The sequence below is a fragment of the Yersinia hibernica genome (genome assembly GCF_004124235.1).
Lineage (GTDB): Bacteria > Pseudomonadota > Gammaproteobacteria > Enterobacterales > Enterobacteriaceae > Yersinia > Yersinia hibernica.
This window is the reverse complement of the sequence record NZ_CP032487.1, coordinates 276,107-297,767: the sequence shown is the minus strand read 5'-3', so window position 1 is coordinate 297,767 and position 21,661 is coordinate 276,107. Positions and strand designations below refer to the sequence as shown.

Here is a 21,661-nt window from a genome sequence, read left to right as displayed (position 1 = left end):
CAGTACCTACCTTGCTATTTAATGACTCATATCCAGCTGCTATCGATGACAAAAGAATTAACGCTGCAGTTGATCGTCATGTAACCATTGGGCAACTTGCTTAGCAAAATAGGTTAATACCCCATCGGCACCCGCGCGTTTAAAGCACAATAATGACTCCATCACCGTCGGTTTCTCTTGTAGCCAGCCATTTTGGATGGCAGCCATGTGCATCGCATATTCACCAGAGACTTGATAAGCAAAGGTCGGAACCCCAAAGGTATCTTTCACCCGACGCACCACATCCAGATAGGGCATCCCAGGTTTGACCATCACCATATCAGCCCCTTCCTGCAAGTCCTGAGCAATCTCTTGCAATGCTTCATCACTGTTGGCTGGGTCCATTTGATAAGTTTTTTTATTGCCGCCTTTCAAGTTACTGCTGGAACCAATGGCATCACGGAATGGGCCATAGTAGCTCGAGGCATATTTGGCCGAGTACGCCATAATTTGCGTATTGACCCATCCTTGCAGCTCTAACTGATCGCGAATAGCGCCAATGCGGCCATCCATCATATCGCTCGGGGCAACAATTTCAGCGCCAGCCTCGGCATGTGACAATGCCTGGCGAACCAAAATTTCTTTGGTAATATCGTTAATGACATAGCCATCAGCATCAATCACACCATCTTGCCCATGAGTGGTGTACGGGTCGAGGGCAACATCAGTCAGAATACCTAATTCTGGCACCGCGTCTTTTAATGCCCGAACCGCCCGTTGCACCAGCCCCTTCGGGTTATAAGCTTCTTCCGCATGTAATGATTTCATGCCGGATTCAATAACCGGGAATAACGATATGACCGGGACGCCAAGCTTGGCAATCGCCTCAGCTTCCTTCACCAACAAATCAATCGTCATACGCGAGACTCCCGGCATCGACGAAACGGCCTGCTGATGGTTGTTTCCTTCCATGACAAACACCGGATAGATCAAATCATTGACTGTTAGCTGATTTTCAGCGACCAGTCGACGACTGAAATCGTGACGGCGCACACGGCGCATACGGCGACCGGGGAAGGTGCCCGGAAATGCATAGCTCATATTGTTCTCCTAACTTAAACCAACCGGAAAATCCGGCGGGCGTTTTCATCAGTTTTCTGTCCCAGCCATTGCGGGTCTTCTTGTCGCCAGGCAGCAACCTGCTGGACGATATGAGGCAGAAAGCAGGGTTCATTGCGGCGGGATGCAGGTTTAGGATGTATATCTCGCGGCAATAAATACGGGGCATCGGTTTCCAGCAGCAATTGCTCAACAGGAATACGCGGTAATAACGCCCTAAGTTCAAGGCCGCGTCGCTCGTCACAGACCCAACCGGTAATACCGATAGACAGACCTAATGCCAAGCAAGAATTTAATTCATCAGCAGTGCCGGTAAAGCAGTGCACCACAGCCGCGGGAATTTTATCTAGCCAAGGCGAAAGCAGAGTGATGAAACGTTCGTGAGCTTCTCGGCAATGCAAGAAAACGGGCAAAGAAAGTTCAGCGGCCAAAGCAAGCTGTGCAGTAAAGGCGATTTCTTGTGCTGCGGGAGTGGAAAAGTTGCGATTAAAATCCAACCCACATTCGCCAATGGCGACGACAGCGTCATTGGTTACCAATGCCCTAATTTGCTGCTCTACCTCTATTTGCCAACTGCTCGCATGATGAGGATGAACGCCGGCCGTTGACCAGCAATATTCTGGATAGGCCATGGCAACATCAAGTGCAGCCTGGCTTTCTTTAGCATTTGTACCGGTAATCAGCATACCGGTAACCCCAGCTTCTTTTGCACGGGCTACGACCTGAGGGCAATCTTTTGCAAATTGTGAACTGGTTAAGTTCACGCCGATATCAAACATAGATGTTCCAAAACAGAAGCCGCCCAGAGGGCGGCTAGAATATCAAAGCAGAAATTTAAGGTTCTTTCGGATGGCTATCGACTTCTTCATCCTCTTCCTCAGTATCGGTACGGCGCTGTTTACCGGAGTAAAAACGGGCGAAGAACACACCCACTTCAAATAATAGATACATCGGAATTGCTAATAATGTTTGTGACAACACATCAGGTGGGGTGAGCAGCATTCCCACAACAAAAGCGCCAACAAACACATAAGGCCGTTTTTTCTTCAATGCTTCAGGGGTTGTTACCCCGGCCCAGCACAGAAGAATTATCGCAATCGGGACTTCGAAAGAAATACCAAAAGCCATAAAAAGTGCCATGACGAAATCAAGGTACTTCGTGATATCTGTTGCGATTAACACACTTTCCGGCGCAGTTTTGGCAAAAAAACCAAAGGCCAACGGGAAAACCACAAAGTAAGCAAAGGCCATTCCCAGATAAAATAAGAAACTGCTGGATATCAGCAGTGGCACCATCAAGCGGCGCTCATGTTTGTACAGCGCAGGGGCGATAAACGCCCAAACCTGATAAAGGATCATCGGCGCTGAAACAAACACCGAGACCATCATGGTCAATTTTATCGGGGTAAAAAATGGTGATGCGACATCTGTCGCGATCATACTGGAGCCAACAGGCAGTTGTTTGATCAACGGTGCTGAAACCAGGTGGTAAATATCATTGGCAAAAAAAACCAATACGAAAAAAACCACTAAAATAGTGATGATGCAATTCAATAGCCGCTTACGCAATTCTATTAAATGAGTAATAAGAGGTTGGGTATCATCAACAGCCATGTTTACCGATCGCCGCCAGGTTGGTGAGTTCGAGGTTGGTCAGCACGAAGTGAATCTGTGCTATGGATGTCGTCAGCAGTGGCAGTTTGTGCCTTAGTCACGGGAGCATTCATAACAGGAACCGGCTCTCTATCTACAGACACAGAGCCAGACACTGAAAATGCCTCATCCTGAATCACCGGTTTTCCATCACTATCCGAGGTGGTTTTGGCCACTACCGGAGTCACTGCTTTATCAATATTAGAGCTCGGCGCTTGAGGGGATGCTTGAGCCTTTGTTGCGGACTCAGCAGGCGTCACTCCATCATGAATCGCCTCCGGTTCTGTCACTAGCGGGTTGTGGATCGTGTGTGGTGCTTCCGAGCCAATGTCAGAATGATAAGACCGCTTCAGCGCTTGCGCAGCCTCTTTGAGTTCATCCATGGAGGCTTTCAACTCAGGGGTCAAGTTCTGCAAACCGGCCTCTTCTGCTTTTTTCAGGCTGTCTTGCAACTCTTGTATCTTAAGCTCTTGTGCTAATTCGTTCTGTACAGTGGCCGCAAGTGAACGCAATGTACGAATCCAACCAGCGACTGTTCTTACAGCCACTGGTAGCCGTTCTGGCCCAAGGACGACCAGACCGATCACAAGTACCAGCAGCAGTTCACTAAACCCGATGTCGAACACAGCTTATCCCTGCTCTTTGTCGTGACTCTTAGACTCTTCAGCTTTAACAACCGGCTGCTGTTTCTCAGCGATCGATTTTGCAAAATCAGCGTCGTTGCTGGTTTTATCAGCATCCGTTGGTGGTGCTTGTGGCTCATCACCCATTGCTTTTTTAAAGCCCTTGATGGATGCCCCCAGATCTGACCCTAGCGTGCGCAATTTGTTAGTACCAAACAACAGGACAACGATTACGGCAATGATTAATAGCTGCCAAATACTTATACCACCCATTACATTCACCTCTATATACAAGGGTTGTTTCACAGAAAGTCGTATTATACGTCATATAACCGCTGTGAATACCTATCTAACTTACCGCATTTTGAACTAACGCATAGCTTCTTGAACAAATAAGCGACTTCTTGAATACCTTTTACATTACTCATAAGCCGCACAATAGATTATCCACAGAGACTTTCAGCAATAAGCATATTAACTGGTTCGCCGCCAACCAATAAACCAAGCCAATACTCCAGCAATAATGAATCCTGTTGAGATTTCTACCGCATCAGCCAAGAATAAAATGGTACCACTGACTAATAGTGTAGCCCCAACCCCGAACAAATATCGTGATTGACCCTGACGCCGCTGCTGGCCTTGCATCTGAGTGGTGAGTTTATCGACACTTTGCTGTAATAATTTGTGCTGCTGCAAACTGTCATATACCAGCTCTGGTAACTCTGGAAACTTTTCAGCCCAGAATGGTGCTTTCTCTTTCAATGCTCGGATAACCGCAGGCAAACCAACTTGATCTCGCAACCAACTCTCAAGGAATGGCTTAGCTGTTGTCCAGAGATCAAGCTGCGGATAGAGTTGACGCCCTAGCCCCTCAACATACAATAATGTTTTCTGCAAGAGAACCAGCTGTGGCTGTACTTCCATATTAAAACGGCGTGCCGTGTTAAAAAGATTCAATAACACATGTCCGAAGGATATTTCCGCCAGTGGTTTTTCAAAAATAGGCTCACAGACGGTGCGGATAGCAAACTCGAAATCCTCAACATTAGTATCACGAGGAACCCAGCCAGAATCGACATGCAGCTCTGCAACCCGCCGATAATCCCGATTAAAGAAAGCAATAAAATTTTCAGCCAGATAGCGTTTATCCGCTTTATTCAGTGAACCGACAATGCCGCAATCAATACCGATATAAAGTGGGTCGTGAGGATGTTCATAGCTAACAAATATATTCCCAGGGTGCATATCTGCGTGGAAAAAACTGTCACGAAACACCTGAGTGAAAAAGACTTGAACCCCGCGCTCAGCCAGCAACTTCATATTGGTGCCTTGATCTTCCAAAGCGGTAATATCAGATACAGGTATGCCGTAAATTCGCTCCATCACCAATACACTTTCACGGCAATAATCAGAATAAACTTCAGGAATATACAGCATCGGGCTATCTTCAAAATTACGTCGCAACTGGATAGCGTTAGCAGCCTCGCGCAGCAAATTTAGCTCATCAAGCAGTGTTTTTTCATATTCACGTACAACTTCCCGTGGACGCAATCTGCGACCATCAGGTAAAAGCTTGGGTACCCAACCAGCAAGACGATACATCAAACGTACGTCAGCTTTAATAATGGGCAAAATATCAGGCCGAATAACTTTGAGTACGACTTCTTGCCCATTCTCTTTTAAACGCGCCGTATGTACCTGAGCAATAGAAGCAGAGGCTAGAGCTTTCTGCTCAAAATCATCAAACCATGTTTCTAACGGCCCACCCATTGCGATTTCAATATGCTTTCGTGCCAAAGCACCATCGAATGGAGCAACTCTATCCTGTAATAACGCAAGCTGATCAGCAATTGCCGGCGGGAAGAGGTCGCGGCGCGTGGACATCATCTGACCAAATTTGATCCAGACAGGCCCTAACTCCTGTAAAGCAAGGCGTAAACGCTCACCCAACGGTTTATCTTTATGGCGATTAGGCAACCAGAAAAATAGATGGCGACCAATGCGTAGTGGCAATGTCAAACGTATCTTCGGGATTAACTCATCCAGTCCATAACTCAAAAAAACCCGAATGATAAGATACAGGCGCCGAAGTTCTCCTGGCGTCATTGTTTTGTCTCCATGGTTGCCAACCTGGCACTCAAAGCCTCGGTTGCACGAGCAGTAGCATCAACCTCTTCGTTAAACCACACCACTTCTAGCGGTGCTGGGGCCATTTGCCATTCTTCGGTTATTGCTTCAGCCAAGTAAAGTTGCTGCTGTTGCAATTGCTTACTGAGAAAACGGCTACTTTTATGTACTGCCTGCCCAATAGTTTCCGCAGCGACATCACCAATATAGGGAGCCAGCCATTCAGCAGGTTCCCACTCGGCAAGATCCAATAAAGTGACAAGCTGTTGAACCACCTGAATATCACCTTCTACGGCCAGTTCACCGCTGCGCATCAAAGGCGATAATTGTTGGCGGTCTCGCAACTTTACCAGCACAGTAATATCCGTTTTCACTATGCAGTCCGCATCACCATCCCATTGGCTTAAAACATCAACCTGCCGCTCACTAAATACTAATAACAGCGGAAAATTCATCTCACGTAATTCGATACGCAGGACTTTCCCCGTTAAGCGTAAACGTGCAGATTTCAGGCTGTTATCGCGAAAGAGCACGCTATTTAGTGATGTTTCTATAGCGGCTGTTATTAGCGGCGATAGCAACGCTGGTTTCAGTGGCAAGGATTTAAATATCAGTGATTTTAGCGGCATAATCCTATTCCTGTTAAAACTTGAAACCCCGATGTAACGCAACAATGCCACCGGTTAAATTGGAATAGGTTACGTTCTCAAATCCTGCATCTATCATCATGCCTTTCAATGTTTCTTGATCCGGATGCATCCTAATAGACTCCGCCAAATAACGGTAGCTTTCAGAGTCCTGTGCCACAAGTTCACCAATTTTAGGCAAAATATGGAAAGAGTATGCATCATAGGCTTTGCTTAAAGGTTCTAGCAGTGGCTTAGAGAACTCAAGAACCAATAAACGTCCACCCGGTTTTAGTACTCGAAACATCGAGCGTAACGCCTTTTCTTTTTCAGTTACATTTCTCAAACCGAATGAAATAGTAATGCAATCAAAGTAATTATCAGGGAATGGTAAAGCTTCAGCATTTGCCTGTACGTAGCTAACATTACCTACAATACCTTTATCGCGTAGTTTTTCACGCCCCATACGCAACATTGATTCATTGATATCAGCCAGAACTACCTCACCCTGCTCACCTACCAGGCGAGAGAACTTAGCTGTTAAATCTCCGGTACCACCAGCTAGATCCAATACCCTTTGACCGCGCCGAACACCGCTACAGTCAATGGTAAAACGCTTCCAAATACGATGAACACCGAACGACATAAGGTCATTCATCAGATCGTATTTAGCGGCTACGGAATGAAAAACTTCTGCCACCATGCCTTCTTTTTGTTCTTTGGCTACGGTGCGAAAACCGAAATGAGTGGTTTCCTTCTCCTGATCTACCATTTTCTATGCCTGCTTTTCAGTCAATCTTTCGAGGAATTGTACCAGAACTCCGATGAAAGCCCCACCTCACCTGGTATTAAGGCAACTGCTTAATCGCAGCTTTCTCAACATCATACAGAAGAGGAACATGCAACTAACCCTGATACTTCAGCGGTGCAGAATCATGCATCTCAGACTCTGCATCATCGGATAGCGCTAAATCACTCTCCGGGCTTTCCTCCATACTGGCTTTCTCCGCCAATATTGGACTAATAGGTCGTTTTACCTCGACCCCCAGAGTGCGAAAACCTTCAACTTGCCCAATCAGATTACCACGGCCTTGCGCCAGTTTGTTCATTGCCTGACGATAACTTAGCTGTGCTTTATCGAGGCTTTGCCCCAATGATTCCATATCATCAACAAATAAACGTAATTTGTCATAAAGCTTGGCGGCTTTCTCCGCTATACGCTGCGCATTTTGGCTTTGGTGCTCGTAACGCCATAAGTTAGTAATAGTACGTAAAGCCACCAGCAATGTTGTTGGGCTGACCAACATAATATTGTGTTGTAGCGCTTCGCTGATCAATTCTGGCTGACGGTCAATAGCGACCAAAAATGCAGGCTCAACCGGGATAAACATCAATACATAGTCAAGTGAGCGTAAACCAGGAAGTTGCTGGTAATCTTTGCGGCCCAGCATCCTGACATGAGCGCGTAATGATGACAAATGTTCACTTAATGCCGCTTCGCGTTCAATATCATCTTCACTATTAAAATAGCGTTCATAAGCCACCAACGACATTTTTGCGTCAATAACGACATCTTTGCCCTGCGGTAAGCGCACAATAACATCCGGCTGCATACGGCTATGACTGTCAATTTTTACGCTAACTTGGGTTTGATACTCATAACCCTCGCGCAGCCCTGAAGCTTCAAGCACTTTCGCTAACACGACTTCTCCCCAGTTCCCCTGGGTTTTATTATCGCCTTTGAGGGCTTTAGTCAGGTTTAGAGCTTCCCTCGCCATTTGCGCATTAAGCTGCTGTAAACTGCGGATTTCATGGGTCAGAGTATGACGTTCACGGGACTCTTGCCCAAAGCTATCCTGAACCTGCCTTCGAAAACCATCCAACTGCTCCCGTAAAGGTAACAATAAACTATCCAGACTTTGTTTATTTTGTTCGTCTGCTCGACGACCAGTTTGTTCAAAGATGCGATTTGCCAAATTCTCGAATTGAGTGGTGAGCCGCTGTTCGCTATTGAGAAGTAAACGTTGCTTTTCTTCTGCAGTCAGTCGAGTTTCTTCTAAGCGAATCGTGACCTCGCGCAGCTCTGCTTCTTGCGCACTATTCACTTCTCGTTGAGCTCTTAACTCTTGATTGAGCTGCTCACATTCATTACGCCAATGAGCCAACTGCTGCAGTTTTTCAGCATTTGCCGCCAACTGACTGTGCAAATTGCGTAGCTCTAACTCATCTTGTCGTGATTGCTGTTCATTACGTTGTAAAAGAGCCTGTAATTCCAAGGTATTTTGCTGAGACTGCTGTAACGCCTGTTCCAGTAACCGCCGGTCAATATCTTGCTGCGCTTTATTTCGCTGCTGATACAAGCAGCCCATCAGCCAACCAATGAGCCCACCTAGTAGGCAGCCTCCCAGCCCATAAAATAAACTGATATCCACGGTTATCTCCTCATTAACCTATTGTCAGTCAAGGTAAGGGGATACTGTATGGATGTCCAGAGTGTTTTTCCGTTACATGCCATATTGCGAAGCCGTACGCATAGATAATAAACAGATAAAAAACCACTTACTTTGCCGCCTAGAAATGCGTTAAAACTGTCAGCCACAAATATGAGCCCTATTGCAGAGTCCAGGCTGCGTTAATCTATCCAGTGAGAAAGCCACTGAATACCAAAAGCACCCGGAGCTAGAATGCCGAATGCCCAAATGATAGCGGAGGTGATATTAGCCAATTGGAAATAGAACTTTGGCATAGCGCAAATCCCAGCGACCAAGGGCACGGCTGCGCGCAGTGGGCCAAAGAAACGGCCAATAAATGCACCAAAGAACCCCCAGCGCTCGAAAAAAGCATGGCCGCGGGCAAGAATTTGGGGGTTGCGGGAAAGTGGCCACAGGGTACCGACGCGATCTTTGTAATGATCGCCAATCCAATAGGAGATCCAGTCGCCAAAGAAAGCCCCTGCAACAGCAGCGGCCCATATCGGCCAGAAAGAAATACCGCTTTCACCTATTAATGCGCCCAATCCAAGCAAAATCACTGTTGCAGGCAATAACAAGGAAAGAAAGGCGAGCGACTCACCAAAAGCAAGAATGAATACGATAGGCATTGCCCACGTTTCATGTTCGCAAACAAAATCGGTAACTGTAGTAATGACATCATTTAGGGTCACAGGCATTTCCCTGTTATTAACAAAATTGCCATTAGCATACTCAAAATGTCGGCATGTTTGCTTAACAAAAAATAAACGGCCGGAAGATTCCGACCGTTTATCAGGGATAAACCAATGAATTCAGAATATCAATGATATCAGGCGTTGGCAGTGGCCACTTTATTACTAGCCATCTCAGCTGCTCTGCGTATCCACAGTTCACGCCATTTTTTCAGTGCTGATATTAGGATAATGACGCCCAATGTCATCATGATGATAGAGATAATACCATTGAACAGGTTGTAACCTTTCGCTGCTGCATTGAAGTACACATGGGTAATCATCCAATAACCCGCATAGTTTACAGTGACAAACAAGTAAGCCAGTGGAATCACACAAGTCAGCATGTAAACCCGTTTGGTCGCCAAACGCAGGATGATAGTGGCACCAATGATTAACCCCACAGAAGCCATTAACTGGTTTGATACGCCGAATAGCGCCCAAACCGAGTTGATATCACCGGAGTTAAGGAGGTAACCCCACAGCGCACAAGCAATAACACTACACGCTAATGTACCAGGCAACCAATCAGTGCGCTTCAATGGCGCCCAGATATCGCCCAAGAAATCTTGTAGCAGGTAGCGAGCAACACGGGTACCAGAGTCAACTGCTGTCAGGATAAATACAGCTTCAAACATTACGACAAACTGGAAGAAGTAAGCGGCTAAACTACTAAACCACGGCACTCGAATGAAGATATCTGTCATACCTACAGCTAAGGTAACAGCGCCACCGGTGCGGCCATACAAATCTAAGCCAATTTCCTGACTCAGTTTTGGTAGGTTAACCACTTCCATACCCAGCACACTCCAGGCCTCCGCCGAAGAGTTGATTGCAAAATAGTCAGCAGGATGCAGGGAAGTTGCCGCGATCAGGGCCATTACCCCAACCATACATTCGGCCAGCATTGCTCCAAACCCGACAGGTAAGATATCACTCCATTTATCAATCTGTTTTGGTGTAGTACCTGAGCCGATAAAGGCATGGAAACCAGAAATAGCACCACAAGCAATGGTAATAGAGATAAACGGCCAGACAGGGCCGGCCAGAACTGGGCCACCGCCGTGAATGAACTGTGTTACTGCTGGGAATTGAATTTCAGGGTTAATAAATACAACACCAACAATCAGTGCACCAAATACGCCGATTTTCATAAAGCTGGAGAGATAGCCACGGGGGGTTAACAGCATCCAGACCGGCAAAGCCGTCGCGAAGAAAGCATACATTGGCAGAATAATACTAACAGTATCGGCTTTCAGCATTAGCCATTCACCAAGCCAAGTGCCTTCAATGTAAGGGCCGACAAACACACACACCATAATGGCGGCGATACCGACATAAGAAGCCCCTTTCATGCTGCCGGTCATGCGTTCCCATAAACCAACACAAATTGCGATAGGGATTGTCATGAAGACCGCGAAAGTACCCCAAGGGTTACGCTCCAAGGCATGTACCACCACCATCGACAGCCCAGCCATGGTAATAGTGATAATAAATAGCATAGCAAGACCGGTACACCAGCCCGCGACTGGCCCAAGTTCTGATTTCGCCACTTCAGACAGGGACTTACCCTGATGTTTCATTGAGGCGAACAGAACCACGGTGTCATGCACGGCACCACCGATAACACAGCCAATCAGTAACCACAGGAAACCGGGCAAATAGCCATATTGTGCTGCCAATACAGGGCCAACCAAGGGGCCAGCAGCAGCAATAGCTGCGAAGTGGCTACCAAAGTTCACCCATTTTTTAGTTGGGACGTAATCTTTACCATCTTCAAAGGTGTGGGAAGGTGTAACTTCACTGTCATCGACTCGCAGCACCTTACGAACAAAAAAGATACCGTATAAACGGTAGCAGATCATAAGGATACACGCGGAGGCGATAACAAAGGTAATCGCATGTTGCATGAGCATTCTCTCCAGGGAATTTGTCAGGCGTTAACATACGCTTGGCCCTAAGAGAAATATCAGCGAACTGGTTAAGCGGTAGTTTGCATCATTAAGCGGTTAGAAAAAGCCACCGAGTGGTGGCCCAATAGATGAGAAATTACAAAAGTAGGCTCTTGGTATGCCATTACTCCAAGAAATATGACTGCAATTTTTCACGCTCACTGCTGCCAAGACCAAATTCCTGCTGTAGCCATTGCTCACGGCTACCATAGCGCTCTTGAATACTGCGCAGGGCGGTTTGAATAAACTCTTCTCGAGCCGAAAGTACAAAAGCAAATTGACCTAGCGCTTGCTCATTTAATTTAAGCGCCAGTTCAGCCAGCATATGTTCACGAAAAGGTGCCAGTGTGGTTTCAGTTAGCAGGTAATCTTCCAGGACGGTTGCTTCATCAGCCCCTAAAGCAAACAGTACCAATGCCGACCCCACTCCGGTGCGGTCTTTTCCGACAGCACAGTGCTGCACTACACCAGCCGCGGCATGCTCTGGCGAAGCACTATTATGTAGCAAACTGACCAATTGCTTATAAGCCTGATTATTAAATGGTAAGCGGCGATAAAGCTCTAGCATGAAGGCTCTGGCATCAAATGTCGCTAACGTCTCGTTAGTCAGTTTCTCAAGATTGGCGTTAACTTCACTGCTGAGCGGATTGGCTGGAATATTGTGATAGCTGGCACCCTGCCAAATAATGTCAGGTTTGGCCTGAACTTCATCTGCGTCGCGATAATCTAGAATTTGAGCAACCGAGCCACCGCTAAGAACCTGACAATCTTTGGAACTCAAACGGTCAAGTGAACCCGAGCGAAATAATAGCCCGCGCTTGATAAGTCGGCCATCGGCAACAACGTTACCACCAAGATCACGAAAGTTAATACCACCATCCAGTGGCAGTAGGGAAGGATGAGATAGAGCAGGTGTTGTCATATTTTCCTCTTATTATTGTCCATTATAAGAGCTACGACATTAACAGATAATCAGCCGAAATAAAGAACAGGCCAGTAAACTGACCTGCTCGTATGACATTCACTGATTCATTTACCACGAGTTATTCATCCGCCAGTGGCGGGCATTACAGTAGGTGGCGAGCCGCTTCAACGACAATTTTCACCGCATGGCTTTCAGTTGTTTTCATGGTTTCTTCGTTCGGAATTTCTTGCTGGGTACGGTTAACAATGACCCCAGCGACCATACCGGCACGCAGGCCCTGGCTGGCACACATTGTCAGCAATGTGGCTGATTCCATTTCATAATTCATCACTCCCATAGATTGCCACTCTTCCATGGAGCCTTTGAAGCGGCGGACAACACGGCCAGAGTAGGTATCGTAGCGTTCTTGCCCTGGATAGAAAGTATCTGAGGAGGCGGTGACACCAATATGAGTCGTCGCGCCCACTGATTTAGCCGCATTAACTAATGCTGTGGTGCAGTCAAAATCAGCCACTGCCGGGAATTCCATTGGCGCAAAGTGCAGGCTGGCACCGTCTAAGCGCACTGCGGCGGTTGTGACCAATACATCACCCACATTAATATGCGGCTGAATCGCACCGGTAGTGCCAATACGCAGGAACGTCCGCACACCGAGTTGCGCTAATTCTTCAACCGCAATAGAGGTGGATGGGCCACCAATCCCAGTTGAGCAGACAATCACCGCTTTGCCATCAAGTTCGGCGCGCCATGAGGTAAATTCACGATGTGACGCCAGATGTACTGGGTTATCCATCAATTTAGCGATTTTCTCAACACGCTGTGGGTCACCCGGCACGATAGCCAGAGTCGCCCCTTGCAGATCATTTTTAGTCAGACCTAAGTGAAAAACGTCAGATTTAGCCATGTGTGAGACTCCTCTTTCATGAAAGATGTTATAGGGAGGTACAAAGGAATATTTTACTCAAAATCATCACATTATTTCGTGACGAGAGTCACCTTGATAAAAGAAATGAAAATTCCACATACATTAAATTAGTGACTCTAATCACAAAACAAAGACGCTGAGACTATTTTTCATACAAAGCAGACCACAGAGCTAGTCATTTTATATATGAATAACAAGAATAGAACTCATTGATTAATGTTGTGTGTTTATCTTTATTCGCTGACTTATCAGACAGATCCCATGTTGCAATAAAACACTGAATTACGGCAAAACCTGATCTCATTAATCCCACAGATTACCTATAGTTAAAGTCGAGAACTGCAAATATCAGAGCCATGGATAGCTCAACCCAATAAGGCTTTATTGAGCCATACTTTCCTCATTTCGCAAGGAGATCACAGTGAAAACGGATCAATCTATGACTCTCAGAATGGCGACCAGCGGATTCACCCCCGCAGTCAATCCGCTGGCCCCGACGACCCGCCATACCAATCAACACGGTATTCACTGCACAGAAACCACTATCCCGTCTCAAGGCGATGAGTTACCGGCCTATATTGCCAAGCCAGCCCAACATACTGGCCCATATCCTGTTGTTATTGTTGTACAAGAAATCTTTGGTGTGCATGAACACATTCAGGATATCTGCCGCAGGCTGGCGAAACAGGGATATCTGGCCATCGCCCCTGAGCTATTTTTTCGCCAAGGGGATGCCAAAGAATATGATGATATCAATGCATTAGTTAAAAATCTGGTCAGCAAAATACCGGATAGACAGGTGATGGTTGACCTTGACCATACTGCGCATTGGGCATCGCGCCACGGCGGTGATTCCAACAAATTGGCCATTACCGGCTTTTGTTGGGGTGGGCGGATAGCCTGGTTATATGCCGCCCATAACCCGCAATTAAAAGCGGCAGCGGCTTGGTATGGCAAATTGGTCGGCGAGAAAACTTTACTGCTGCCGAAATATCCGGTTGATAGTGCCGTCAACCTCAGCGCACCGGTGTTGGGGTTATATGGCGGCAAAGATGGCAGTATTACCCAAGAACATATCGACACCATGCGCCAAGCACTACGGGCCGCAAATGCCGATGCCGAAATCATTGTTTATCCCGATGCCGGGCATGCATTTTATGCTGATTACCGCCCCAGTTATCACGCCGAGTCCGCACTGGATGGCTGGCAGCGCATGCTAGACTGGTTTGCAGAACACGGGGTTGCGGCGAATCCAGTGCCTGAGGCCGATGAATAATAGTCCAAAAAAAGGGCGCAAAATATGCGCCCAAAGTCTCACAACAGAGTAAACCGTTATTAAGCTTGTTCTGCCCGCAAGCGCTGTGCTGCAAGCACCATGTTGGCCAGCGCCTGACGGGTTTCCGGCCAGCCACGGGTTTTCAAACCACAGTCTGGGTTAACCCACAAACGTTCTGCTGGGATCCGCTGCGCCGCCTTACACAGTAAAGCCTCCATCCACTCCACACTTGGCACATTCGGTGAGTGAATATCATAAACGCCGGGGCCAATTTCATTCGGGTAGGCGAAATCTTCAAATGACTCCAACAATTCCATATCTGACCGGGAAGTTTCGATAGTAATCACATCAGCATCCAGCGCAGCAATCGAATCCATGATGTCATTGAACTCGCAATAACACATATGGGTGTGAATCTGAGTATCGTTTTGCGCGACCGCTGCATTCAATTTAAAAGCATCAACCGCCCACTGCAGATAAGCTTGCCAATCAGCACGGCGCAGAGGCAGACCTTCGCGCAGCGCTGGCTCATCAATCTGGATGATGCCAATACCGGCCTTCTCCAGATCCTCAACTTCATCACGCAGTGCCAGCGCAATTTGTTTAGCAATGGTTTCACGGCTCACATCTTCGCGGGGGAATGACCAGCACAGAATAGTCACCGGCCCAGTCAACATGCCTTTTACCGGCTTGTTCGTCAGAGATTGAGCATACTTGGCCCATTCAACGGTAATGGCTTCAGGGCGGCTGATATCACCAATAATCACCGGTGGTTTAACACAACGTGACCCATAGCTCTGCACCCAACCATTTTGCGTAAAGACAAAGCCGTCCAGATGCTCACCGAAATATTCAACCATATCATTACGTTCAGCTTCGCCATGCACCAAGACGTCCAGACCCAAACGTTCCTGCTCCGCAATAGCTTGTTTGATGTGCTCGCTGATGCCCGTGCGATAGTTTTTGCCATCTAAACGGCCCTGTTTGAAATCCAAACGCAAGCCACGGATTTCGGTGGTTTGCGGGAATGAGCCGATGGTGGTGGTCGGCCAGGCCGGTAAGTTAAAGCGCTGGCGCTGGACAACAGCACGAGCCTGATAAGGCAGTTGGCGCTCAATATCTTGTGCGGTGATTGCCGCCAAACGCTGTTCTACTTGTACATTGTGAACACGGCTGGAAGCACGACGAGCACGAATTGGCGCACTGTAAGCGGCCAATTCAGCCAGTTTGCTTGGTGTCGGGGCATTCAGCGCCTGTGTTAGCAGCGCCAGCTCGGCACATTTTTGCAGGGCAAAGGCAAACCAGCTCTTCACTTCTGCATCAAGGCGGGTTTCTTCACTTAAATCAATCGGGCTATGTAATAAGGAGCAAGAGCTGCCCAACCATAGCGAGCGGCTATTCACCAAAGGTTGCAGGCGCTCAAACCAATGACTCAGATCGGCGCGCCATACATTACGGCCATTGATAACCCCCAGTGATAACAGCCACTCTTTTGGCAGCTCCGCATTCAGGCTAGCAAGGTCATCCTGGCCCGCTACCACATCAACATGCAGGCCTTGCACGGGTAGCGTGCGAATAGTGTCAAGGTTGTGGCCGATGCTGTCGAAATAAGTGGTCAGCAGCACTTTAACCTGGCCTTGCAGTGCCTGGTAAGCCGGTTGATAGGCATTCAGCCACTCTTGTGGCAATTCCAATACCAATGCCGGCTCGTCAATCTGTACCCACTCGATACCGCGTTTTGCCAATTCGGCCAAGACTTGCTGGTAAACTGGCAAAATATCTTTTAGCAATGAGAGGCGGTCAAACTGCTCACCTTTCACTTTACCCAACCACAGATAAGTTAGCGGGCCAAGCAGTACCGGCTTGATTTTGTGGCCCAAAGCCAGCGCCTCATCCACCTCATCTAACAGTTGAGTCCAGCCCAGTTTGAACTGCTGACCCTGTTGGAACTCCGGCACCATGTAGTGATAGTTAGTATTAAACCATTTCGTCATTTCTGCCGCCGCCGCCGGTGTGCCGGTCGGTGCGCGGCCACGGCCGATGCGGAACAAGGTATCTAAGTCAATCGAACCATCGGCATTCTGATGGCGCTCTGGGACATTACCCAGCAGCAAACTGGTGGTCAATACATGGTCATACCAAGCGAAATCACCGACTGGCAGCAAATCAACGCCAGCTTGTTGTTGCTGTTGCCAATGGCGGGCGCGCAATTCACGACCCACATTGAGCAATTCTTCTTGCGTGGAGTTGCCTGCCCAGTAACTTTCTTGTGCTTTTTTCAGTTCACGTTTCAGACCTACACGCGGAAAACCCAGTGTGTGATTTAAAATTGTCATCGTCTTATCTCCCATTTAGCCATCCAGATGTTTACACATCTATAATCAGCAGGTACTGTATTAATCACAAGCGCAATTTGTTCACTGTCACTGTGAAGGACTCTCATGATCGAACTGAAACACTTACGCACCCTACAAGCTTTGCGCAATACCGGCTCACTGGCTGCGGCGGCGACACAACTTCATCAGACTCAGTCAGCTTTATCTCATCAATTCAGTGACTTGGAACAACGTCTGGGTTTCCGTCTGTTTGTGCGTAAAAGCCAACCATTACGTTTCACTACACAAGGTGAGATCCTGTTGCAGCTAGCAGAACAAGTGCTGCCGCAAATCAAGCAAGCGCTGCAAACCTGCAATGAACCACACCAAACCGCGCTGCGTATCGCCATCGAATGCCATAGCTGTATACAGTGGCTAACACCGGCGCTGGACAGTTTCCACAAAAGCTGGCCCCAAGTGGCAATGGACTTCCAATCAGGCGTGACATTCGACCCACAGCCAGCTTTGCAGCAAGGGGAGTTGGATTTGGTACTGACGTCTGACATCTTGCCGCGCAGTGGTCTGCACTATTCACCGATGTTTGATTTTGAAGTGCGGCTGGTGCTGGCGCCAGACCATCCATTGGCCAAGAACGCCCGCATTGAACCGGAGGATTTGGCGCAAGAAGTGTTGATGATTTACCCAGTACAGCGCCAGCGGCTAGATATCTGGCGGCATTTCTTGCAACCCGCGGGCATTAGCCCGTCGCTGAAAAATGTCGATAATACCTTGTTGTTGATTCAAATGGTTTCAGCACGGATGGGGATCGCCGCCCTGCCACACTGGGTGGTCGAGAGCTTCGAACGTCAGGGATTGGTAGTCACGAAAACACTGGGAAATGGCTTGTGGAGCCGGTTATACGCCGCCGTCCGTGATGGAGAACAGCGCCAACCGGTCACAGAAGCTTTTATTCGTTCGGCCCGGCAACACGCTTGCGAGAATCTGCCATTTGTAAAGAGTGCACAGCGACCCAACGCCGGTGTACCCATAGCGAAGCCATTATCACAATTGCCCCAATGATAAAGCTGGGCCAATGGGGTTTTTCTTGCCAAATGGCCAGATTCACCAGTAACCCAGCCGGAACATGCATGTTATTCATGATTCCCAAGGTGCCGGCATCAACTTGTGTCGCGCCATAGTTCCACATGAAGTATCCCAAAGCCGAGGCCCCCACACCGAGCCAAACCAGCACGCCCCACTGCAATGATGTGGTTGGCAGTTTCTGTGGGTTACCGAAAGCAAACCAGGCGATGACGGCAACCACCAGAGCGCCGACATAAAACCATGAAAACGCCACATGCTGCGGGATTGGGTGGACTTCCATCAAGCGCTTATACCCCACTTGGCCAATGGCAAAACAGATATTAGCGGCCTGAACCAGCATCAATCCCCACCAAAAATGTTCACTGAGATGGTCATAACGAATGATTGCCGCCCCTAGCACCGCCAGCAAAGCACTCAGGGCATAACCCCAACGCAGGCGCTGGCGGCGTAGCACATCATAAATTAATGTGACATACAGTGGTGTCATCACGGTGAACAGCAAAAACTCCGGCACCGTAAGATAGAGATAGGCGCGGAAGCTGAATAAGTACATGATACCTAACTGAATTGCACCCACGGTCATATACAGCAGGCAAACCCGCCAGGGGATGTTGCGCCAACGCAGGAAAGGTAAAAAAACCAGCGCTGCCAACCCGACACGCATCAGCACAGAAAACCAGCTATCCACCTGCCCGGCCAGATATTCGCCAATCAGGCTAAAAGAGAACGCCCATAAGAGGGTGGTAATGACCAGTAAAAACACAGTAAATTGGCTCTTTGAGGTGATAAAGTGCCATTGTAGCGGAAGCGGAAGACAATTTTCAGCTGAAGTGGGTTTACATGAGGTTAACAATTGACCACATGAATAACATTCACCCCTCAGCCAGTGACTGAAATGATGCTATAGCGGCTAAGCTGGGGATGGAATGAGCGCCCCCCTGGAGCGCACCGCGCCCGCAGTTACACCCCGGCACCAATAATGGTCAAAATCAGTGGTGTGGTCACCGCCGCAAGCACGGTAGACATCACTAAACTGGCGGCGGCAGGGCCGGTCAGCACATTAAATTGACGTGACATCAGATAAACATTGACGCCAGTGGCCATTGAGCCCAGCAAGACCACCACCTGGGTTTCGAGTGCCGGTAAATTCATGGCCCACGCCAGTGCCCATATCACCATGGGTTGCACGATTAGCTTAAGTACACAAATGGCACTGCTGATTTGCCAACCTTCACTCACCCGGTATTCCGCCAGCCCCATGCCCAGTACAATCAATGATAATGGCGGTGCCACCTGCCCTAACAGGGTGACGGGCTGGTCGATAACCGGCGGAAGTTGCAAGCCCGTCAGGCTAAATAAGGTGCCCGAGATAATCCCAATAATCAATGGGTTAGTTAGTACACTGCGGGCTGTTTTGGCAAAACCGGCTAACGTCGGTGAACCATTGCGCGCCCACTCCACTGAGATAGTCACTAATGTCCATAAAATCAGGCCATTAAACACCAAAACCAGCGCCACCGCCGGGATAGCTTTTTCGCCCAACATCAGGGTGGCGATGGGCAGCCCCAGCATCACATTATTGGAAAAAATCCCGCCGAGGGCAAACACTGAGCCGGACACACCATCAAGATGAAACACCCGGCTGGCGATAACTCGTCCAATAATAAATACCACCAAACAGCTACCAAAAAAGGCAATCAGCAGACGCGCATCAACTGCCGGGCGCTCGGAGAAATCGCACATCATACGAAACAGCATTGCGGGTAAAGCAAGGGAGAAAACAAACCGAGTTAAGCCATCCGTGATAGTCGACGGCCACTTGCCAAATCGCACCAAACAGTACCCCAGCGCGAGCAACACAAAGAGCGGAGAAGACAAAACAATCTGGTGCCAGAGCGAAATAACAAAGGCGGGCATGGTTTACTTCCTGTCAAACCGGGCCAGGTGAGCCCGTAAATGTAAGAATGGCTGACCGGTTTATTATAGTGGGCAGGAATAACTTATAGGATGGGGTCAGCAGCCGGTAAAATTTGTCCCTATCAAATCTATACGGTCAGTACAGAGGCAGTCAACGCCCCAATTTAACAATTCCTGCGCACGCGCAGGTTGGTTGACGGTATACACCAAAATATGCAGCCCTGCGGCTTTGAGTAAGGCCACCCGCTCGGCCGTCAATTGTTTGTGGTTAATATGCAAAGAAACACAATCCAACTCGCGGGTCATTGCCTGCCAGTTATCATCCCATTTATCCAGCAATAAACCGCGCGGTAGCTCAGGGGCGGCCTGCTGTGCTGCGGCTAATGCATCAAACGAAAAGGAGGATAATAACGGCGGTATCACCTGACTTTGCCACAATAGCCGAGCAGCCAGCGCAATGGCCCGACCGGTGGGGGTTTCAGTGCCGGTGGTCGGTTTAATTTCAATATTCGCGGCCATACCATACTGGGCGCAGCGAGCGGCCACCTCTGAGAGCAATGGCAAGCGCTCACCGTGAAAGGCCGGGCTGTACCAGTCACCAACATCCAACTGCAGCAGCTTTTCCCAGGGTAAATCGCCCGCCACCCCCCAGCCGTTGCTGGTGCGCTCTAGGGTGTCGTCATGCAGGAGAAATATCTGGCCGTCTTGCGATAATTTGGCATCAAACTCAATCATTTTATGGCCATGACGCGCACCAACATCAATCGCCGCCAAGGTATTTTCCGGTGCTAATGAGCCGCCGCCCCGGTGGGCAACAATAGTAGGATAAGGCCAGTTTTTACTCATGATTCCATCCGTAATCCGCTGTCTGAATCAAAAAAGTGCAGCGCCGTGGGCGGCAGATATAAATACAGTATACTGCCCGCCGCAGGCATTTCTTCATGAGATAACCGGACGATAACACCCTGCCCACCCCATTGCCCATGGGCTAAATTATCCGCCCCTAATAATTCGAGCGTTAATAAAGCCAGCGGGATACCCTGCGCTGACGTTGTTGCCTGAATATGCTCCGGGCGGATACCCAGGGTCAAGTGCCGGGAAGCCCATTGCGGCCGTGGCACCGCCAACGGGAGTGCCACACCATCTGATAAAATAAAGTTACGCCCATCCTGACTCACCGTTCCGGCTAGCAAATTCATGGCCGGTGAGCCAATAAAGCTGGCGACAAACAAGGAGGCTGGCCGTTGATAAACCTCACTTGGCGTGCCAATTTGCTCTGCCACACCTTTGTTCATCACGATAACTCGCTGGGCTAAGGTCATGGCCTCGACCTGATCATGGGTCACATACAAACTGGTGGTTTTCAGGCGGCGATGCAATTGTTGCAGTTCAAGGCGCATCTGCACCCGCAGCTTGGCATCCAGATTGGAAAGCGGCTCATCAAAGAGAAATACCGCGGGTTCGCGCACAATAGCCCGGCCCATCGCCACACGTTGGCGCTGACCACCTGAGAGTTCGCGTGGCTTGCGTTGCAGCAGTGGTTGTAACTCCAGAATGCGGGCCGCTTCATCAACGCGCTGGCGGATCTGCTCTTTGCCAAAACCGCGAATTTTCAAGCCATAAGCCATATTGTCAAACACACTCATATGGGGATACAGCGCGTAATTCTGAAAGACCATGGCGATGCCGCGATCTTTGGGTTCTAAGTCAGTTACCCGTTGATTATCAATATAGATATCCCCACTGGTGGTGCGTTCTAGCCCGGCGACCATGCGCAGTAATGTTGATTTACCGCAGCCGGACGGGCCGACCATCACGATAAACTCGCCATCCGCAACATCTAAATCAATCTGTTTTATCACCGGCGTAACGCCGTCATAAGATTTGGTGACTGCTTGGAGCTTTAAACATGCCATAT

Annotated in this window: 20 protein-coding genes; 2 read left to right on the top strand and 18 right to left on the bottom strand. The window is 48.6% G+C overall.

Annotation, left to right across the window (positions count from 1 at the left end; all coding sequences use genetic code 11):
- Positions 1 to 57 precede the first annotated feature (57 nt).
- The 13 genes from hemB to udp form a co-directional block, all read right to left on the bottom strand.
- The gene (gene hemB / locus D5F51_RS01400; protein ID WP_129195404.1) at positions 58 to 1,080 is read right to left on the bottom strand and encodes a porphobilinogen synthase; all 1,023 of its coding nucleotides are present in this window, start codon (positions 1,078 to 1,080) and stop codon (positions 58 to 60) included.
- Between the two features lie 14 nt (positions 1,081 to 1,094).
- On the bottom strand, positions 1,095 to 1,877 hold the full coding sequence (gene tatD, locus D5F51_RS01395) for a 3'-5' ssDNA/RNA exonuclease TatD (protein WP_129195403.1): 783 nt from the start codon (positions 1,875 to 1,877) through the stop codon (positions 1,095 to 1,097).
- Between the two features lie 55 nt (positions 1,878 to 1,932).
- Complete coding sequence (tatC, locus tag D5F51_RS01390) at positions 1,933 to 2,712, bottom strand: Sec-independent protein translocase subunit TatC (RefSeq protein WP_087768285.1); 780 nt, start codon at positions 2,710 to 2,712, stop codon at positions 1,933 to 1,935.
- Positions 2,713 to 2,714: 2 nt separating this feature from the next.
- Positions 2,715 to 3,377 (bottom strand): Sec-independent protein translocase protein TatB, encoded by a 663-nt coding sequence (gene tatB / locus D5F51_RS01385; protein WP_129195402.1) that lies wholly within the window; start codon positions 3,375 to 3,377, stop codon positions 2,715 to 2,717.
- Positions 3,378 to 3,380: 3 nt separating this feature from the next.
- On the bottom strand, positions 3,381 to 3,647 hold the full coding sequence (gene tatA / locus D5F51_RS01380; RefSeq protein ID WP_129195401.1) for a Sec-independent protein translocase subunit TatA: 267 nt from the start codon (positions 3,645 to 3,647) through the stop codon (positions 3,381 to 3,383).
- 201 nt (positions 3,648 to 3,848) lie between these two features.
- A complete protein-coding gene (gene ubiB / locus D5F51_RS01375) occupies positions 3,849 to 5,480 on the bottom strand; it encodes a ubiquinone biosynthesis regulatory protein kinase UbiB (protein ID WP_025379851.1) in 1,632 nt (543 codons plus the stop codon).
- On the bottom strand, positions 5,477 to 6,130 hold the full coding sequence (ubiJ, locus tag D5F51_RS01370; protein ID WP_162301665.1) for a ubiquinone biosynthesis protein UbiJ: 654 nt from the start codon (positions 6,128 to 6,130) through the stop codon (positions 5,477 to 5,479). Before ubiJ ends, ubiB begins: the two co-directional genes overlap by 4 nt.
- Before the next feature lie 13 nt (positions 6,131 to 6,143).
- Entirely contained in the window at positions 6,144 to 6,899 is a 756-nt protein-coding gene (gene ubiE / locus D5F51_RS01365; RefSeq protein WP_025379853.1) for a bifunctional demethylmenaquinone methyltransferase/2-methoxy-6-polyprenyl-1,4-benzoquinol methylase UbiE, read from the bottom strand.
- A gap of 133 nt (positions 6,900 to 7,032) precedes the next feature.
- Positions 7,033 to 8,559: a DNA recombination protein RmuC gene (rmuC, locus tag D5F51_RS01360; RefSeq protein WP_162301664.1), complete on the bottom strand. Its 1,527-nt coding sequence runs from the start codon at positions 8,557 to 8,559 to the stop codon at positions 7,033 to 7,035.
- Positions 8,560 to 8,759: 200 nt separating this feature from the next.
- Positions 8,760 to 9,290: a DedA family protein gene (locus tag D5F51_RS01355; protein WP_129195400.1), complete on the bottom strand. Its 531-nt coding sequence runs from the start codon at positions 9,288 to 9,290 to the stop codon at positions 8,760 to 8,762.
- A 137-nt stretch (positions 9,291 to 9,427) separates the two neighbouring features.
- On the bottom strand, positions 9,428 to 11,239 hold the full coding sequence (locus D5F51_RS01350) for a carbon starvation CstA family protein (protein WP_162301663.1): 1,812 nt from the start codon (positions 11,237 to 11,239) through the stop codon (positions 9,428 to 9,430).
- Between the two features lie 166 nt (positions 11,240 to 11,405).
- On the bottom strand, positions 11,406 to 12,203 hold the full coding sequence (locus tag D5F51_RS01345) for a tyrosine-protein phosphatase (protein ID WP_025379856.1): 798 nt from the start codon (positions 12,201 to 12,203) through the stop codon (positions 11,406 to 11,408).
- A 145-nt stretch (positions 12,204 to 12,348) separates the two neighbouring features.
- Positions 12,349 to 13,110, bottom strand: a complete 762-nt coding sequence (gene udp / locus D5F51_RS01340; protein ID WP_005163896.1) for a uridine phosphorylase — start codon at positions 13,108 to 13,110, stop codon at positions 12,349 to 12,351.
- A 442-nt stretch (positions 13,111 to 13,552) separates the two neighbouring features.
- Here udp and D5F51_RS01335 point away from each other — a divergent pair, with 442 nt between their 5' ends.
- A complete protein-coding gene (locus tag D5F51_RS01335; RefSeq protein ID WP_145507587.1) occupies positions 13,553 to 14,407 on the top strand; it encodes a dienelactone hydrolase family protein in 855 nt (284 codons plus the stop codon).
- A 59-nt stretch (positions 14,408 to 14,466) separates the two neighbouring features.
- On the opposite strand, the gene metE is transcribed toward D5F51_RS01335, so the two are convergent.
- Complete coding sequence (gene metE / locus D5F51_RS01330) at positions 14,467 to 16,743, bottom strand: 5-methyltetrahydropteroyltriglutamate--homocysteine S-methyltransferase (RefSeq protein ID WP_025379858.1); 2,277 nt, start codon at positions 16,741 to 16,743, stop codon at positions 14,467 to 14,469.
- A 105-nt stretch (positions 16,744 to 16,848) separates the two neighbouring features.
- Here metE and metR point away from each other — a divergent pair, with 105 nt between their 5' ends.
- Positions 16,849 to 17,802 (top strand): HTH-type transcriptional regulator MetR, encoded by a 954-nt coding sequence (metR, locus tag D5F51_RS01325; RefSeq protein WP_087768282.1) that lies wholly within the window; start codon positions 16,849 to 16,851, stop codon positions 17,800 to 17,802.
- On the opposite strand, the gene D5F51_RS01320 is transcribed toward metR, so the two are convergent.
- The 4 genes from D5F51_RS01320 to D5F51_RS01305 form a co-directional block, all read right to left on the bottom strand.
- A complete protein-coding gene (locus D5F51_RS01320; RefSeq protein ID WP_025379860.1) occupies positions 17,690 to 18,589 on the bottom strand; it encodes a carboxylate/amino acid/amine transporter in 900 nt (299 codons plus the stop codon). The genes metR and D5F51_RS01320 overlap by 113 nt on opposite strands.
- 197 nt (positions 18,590 to 18,786) lie before the next feature.
- Complete coding sequence (locus D5F51_RS01315; RefSeq protein ID WP_025379861.1) at positions 18,787 to 19,743, bottom strand: AEC family transporter; 957 nt, start codon at positions 19,741 to 19,743, stop codon at positions 18,787 to 18,789.
- A gap of 96 nt (positions 19,744 to 19,839) precedes the next feature.
- Complete coding sequence (gene ugpQ / locus D5F51_RS01310; protein ID WP_129195398.1) at positions 19,840 to 20,589, bottom strand: glycerophosphodiester phosphodiesterase; 750 nt, start codon at positions 20,587 to 20,589, stop codon at positions 19,840 to 19,842.
- Entirely contained in the window at positions 20,586 to 21,659 is a 1,074-nt protein-coding gene (locus D5F51_RS01305) for a sn-glycerol-3-phosphate import ATP-binding protein UgpC (protein WP_129195397.1), read from the bottom strand. The genes ugpQ and D5F51_RS01305 overlap by 4 nt, the downstream gene beginning before the upstream one ends.
- Positions 21,660 to 21,661 lie beyond the last annotated feature (2 nt).

Excerpts from the sequence above, each read along its gene's own strand:
- hemB (WP_129195404.1), bottom strand. The coding sequence starts at position 1,080 with ATGAGCTATGCATTTCCGGGCACCTTCCCCGGTCGCCGTATGCGCCGT.
- tatD (WP_129195403.1), bottom strand. The coding sequence starts at position 1,877 with ATGTTTGATATCGGCGTGAACTTAACCAGTTCACAATTTGCAAAAGAT.
- tatC (WP_087768285.1), bottom strand. The coding sequence starts at position 2,712 with ATGGCTGTTGATGATACCCAACCTCTTATTACTCATTTAATAGAATTG.
- tatA (WP_129195401.1), bottom strand. The coding sequence starts at position 3,647 with ATGGGTGGTATAAGTATTTGGCAGCTATTAATCATTGCCGTAATCGTT.
- ubiB (WP_025379851.1), bottom strand. The coding sequence starts at position 5,480 with ATGACGCCAGGAGAACTTCGGCGCCTGTATCTTATCATTCGGGTTTTT.
- ubiJ (WP_162301665.1), bottom strand. The coding sequence starts at position 6,130 with ATGCCGCTAAAATCACTGATATTTAAATCCTTGCCACTGAAACCAGCG.
- ubiE (WP_025379853.1), bottom strand. The coding sequence starts at position 6,899 with ATGGTAGATCAGGAGAAGGAAACCACTCATTTCGGTTTTCGCACCGTA.
- D5F51_RS01350 (WP_162301663.1), bottom strand. The coding sequence starts at position 11,239 with ATGCAACATGCGATTACCTTTGTTATCGCCTCCGCGTGTATCCTTATG.
- D5F51_RS01345 (WP_025379856.1), bottom strand. The coding sequence starts at position 12,203 with ATGACAACACCTGCTCTATCTCATCCTTCCCTACTGCCACTGGATGGT.
- udp (WP_005163896.1), bottom strand. The coding sequence starts at position 13,110 with ATGGCTAAATCTGACGTTTTTCACTTAGGTCTGACTAAAAATGATCTG.
- metE (WP_025379858.1), bottom strand. The coding sequence starts at position 16,743 with ATGACAATTTTAAATCACACACTGGGTTTTCCGCGTGTAGGTCTGAAA.
- metR (WP_087768282.1), top strand. The coding sequence starts at position 16,849 with ATGATCGAACTGAAACACTTACGCACCCTACAAGCTTTGCGCAATACC.
- D5F51_RS01315 (WP_025379861.1), bottom strand. The coding sequence starts at position 19,743 with ATGCCCGCCTTTGTTATTTCGCTCTGGCACCAGATTGTTTTGTCTTCT.
- ugpQ (WP_129195398.1), bottom strand. The coding sequence starts at position 20,589 with ATGAGTAAAAACTGGCCTTATCCTACTATTGTTGCCCACCGGGGCGGC.
- D5F51_RS01305 (WP_129195397.1), bottom strand. The coding sequence starts at position 21,659 with ATGGCATGTTTAAAGCTCCAAGCAGTCACCAAATCTTATGACGGCGTT.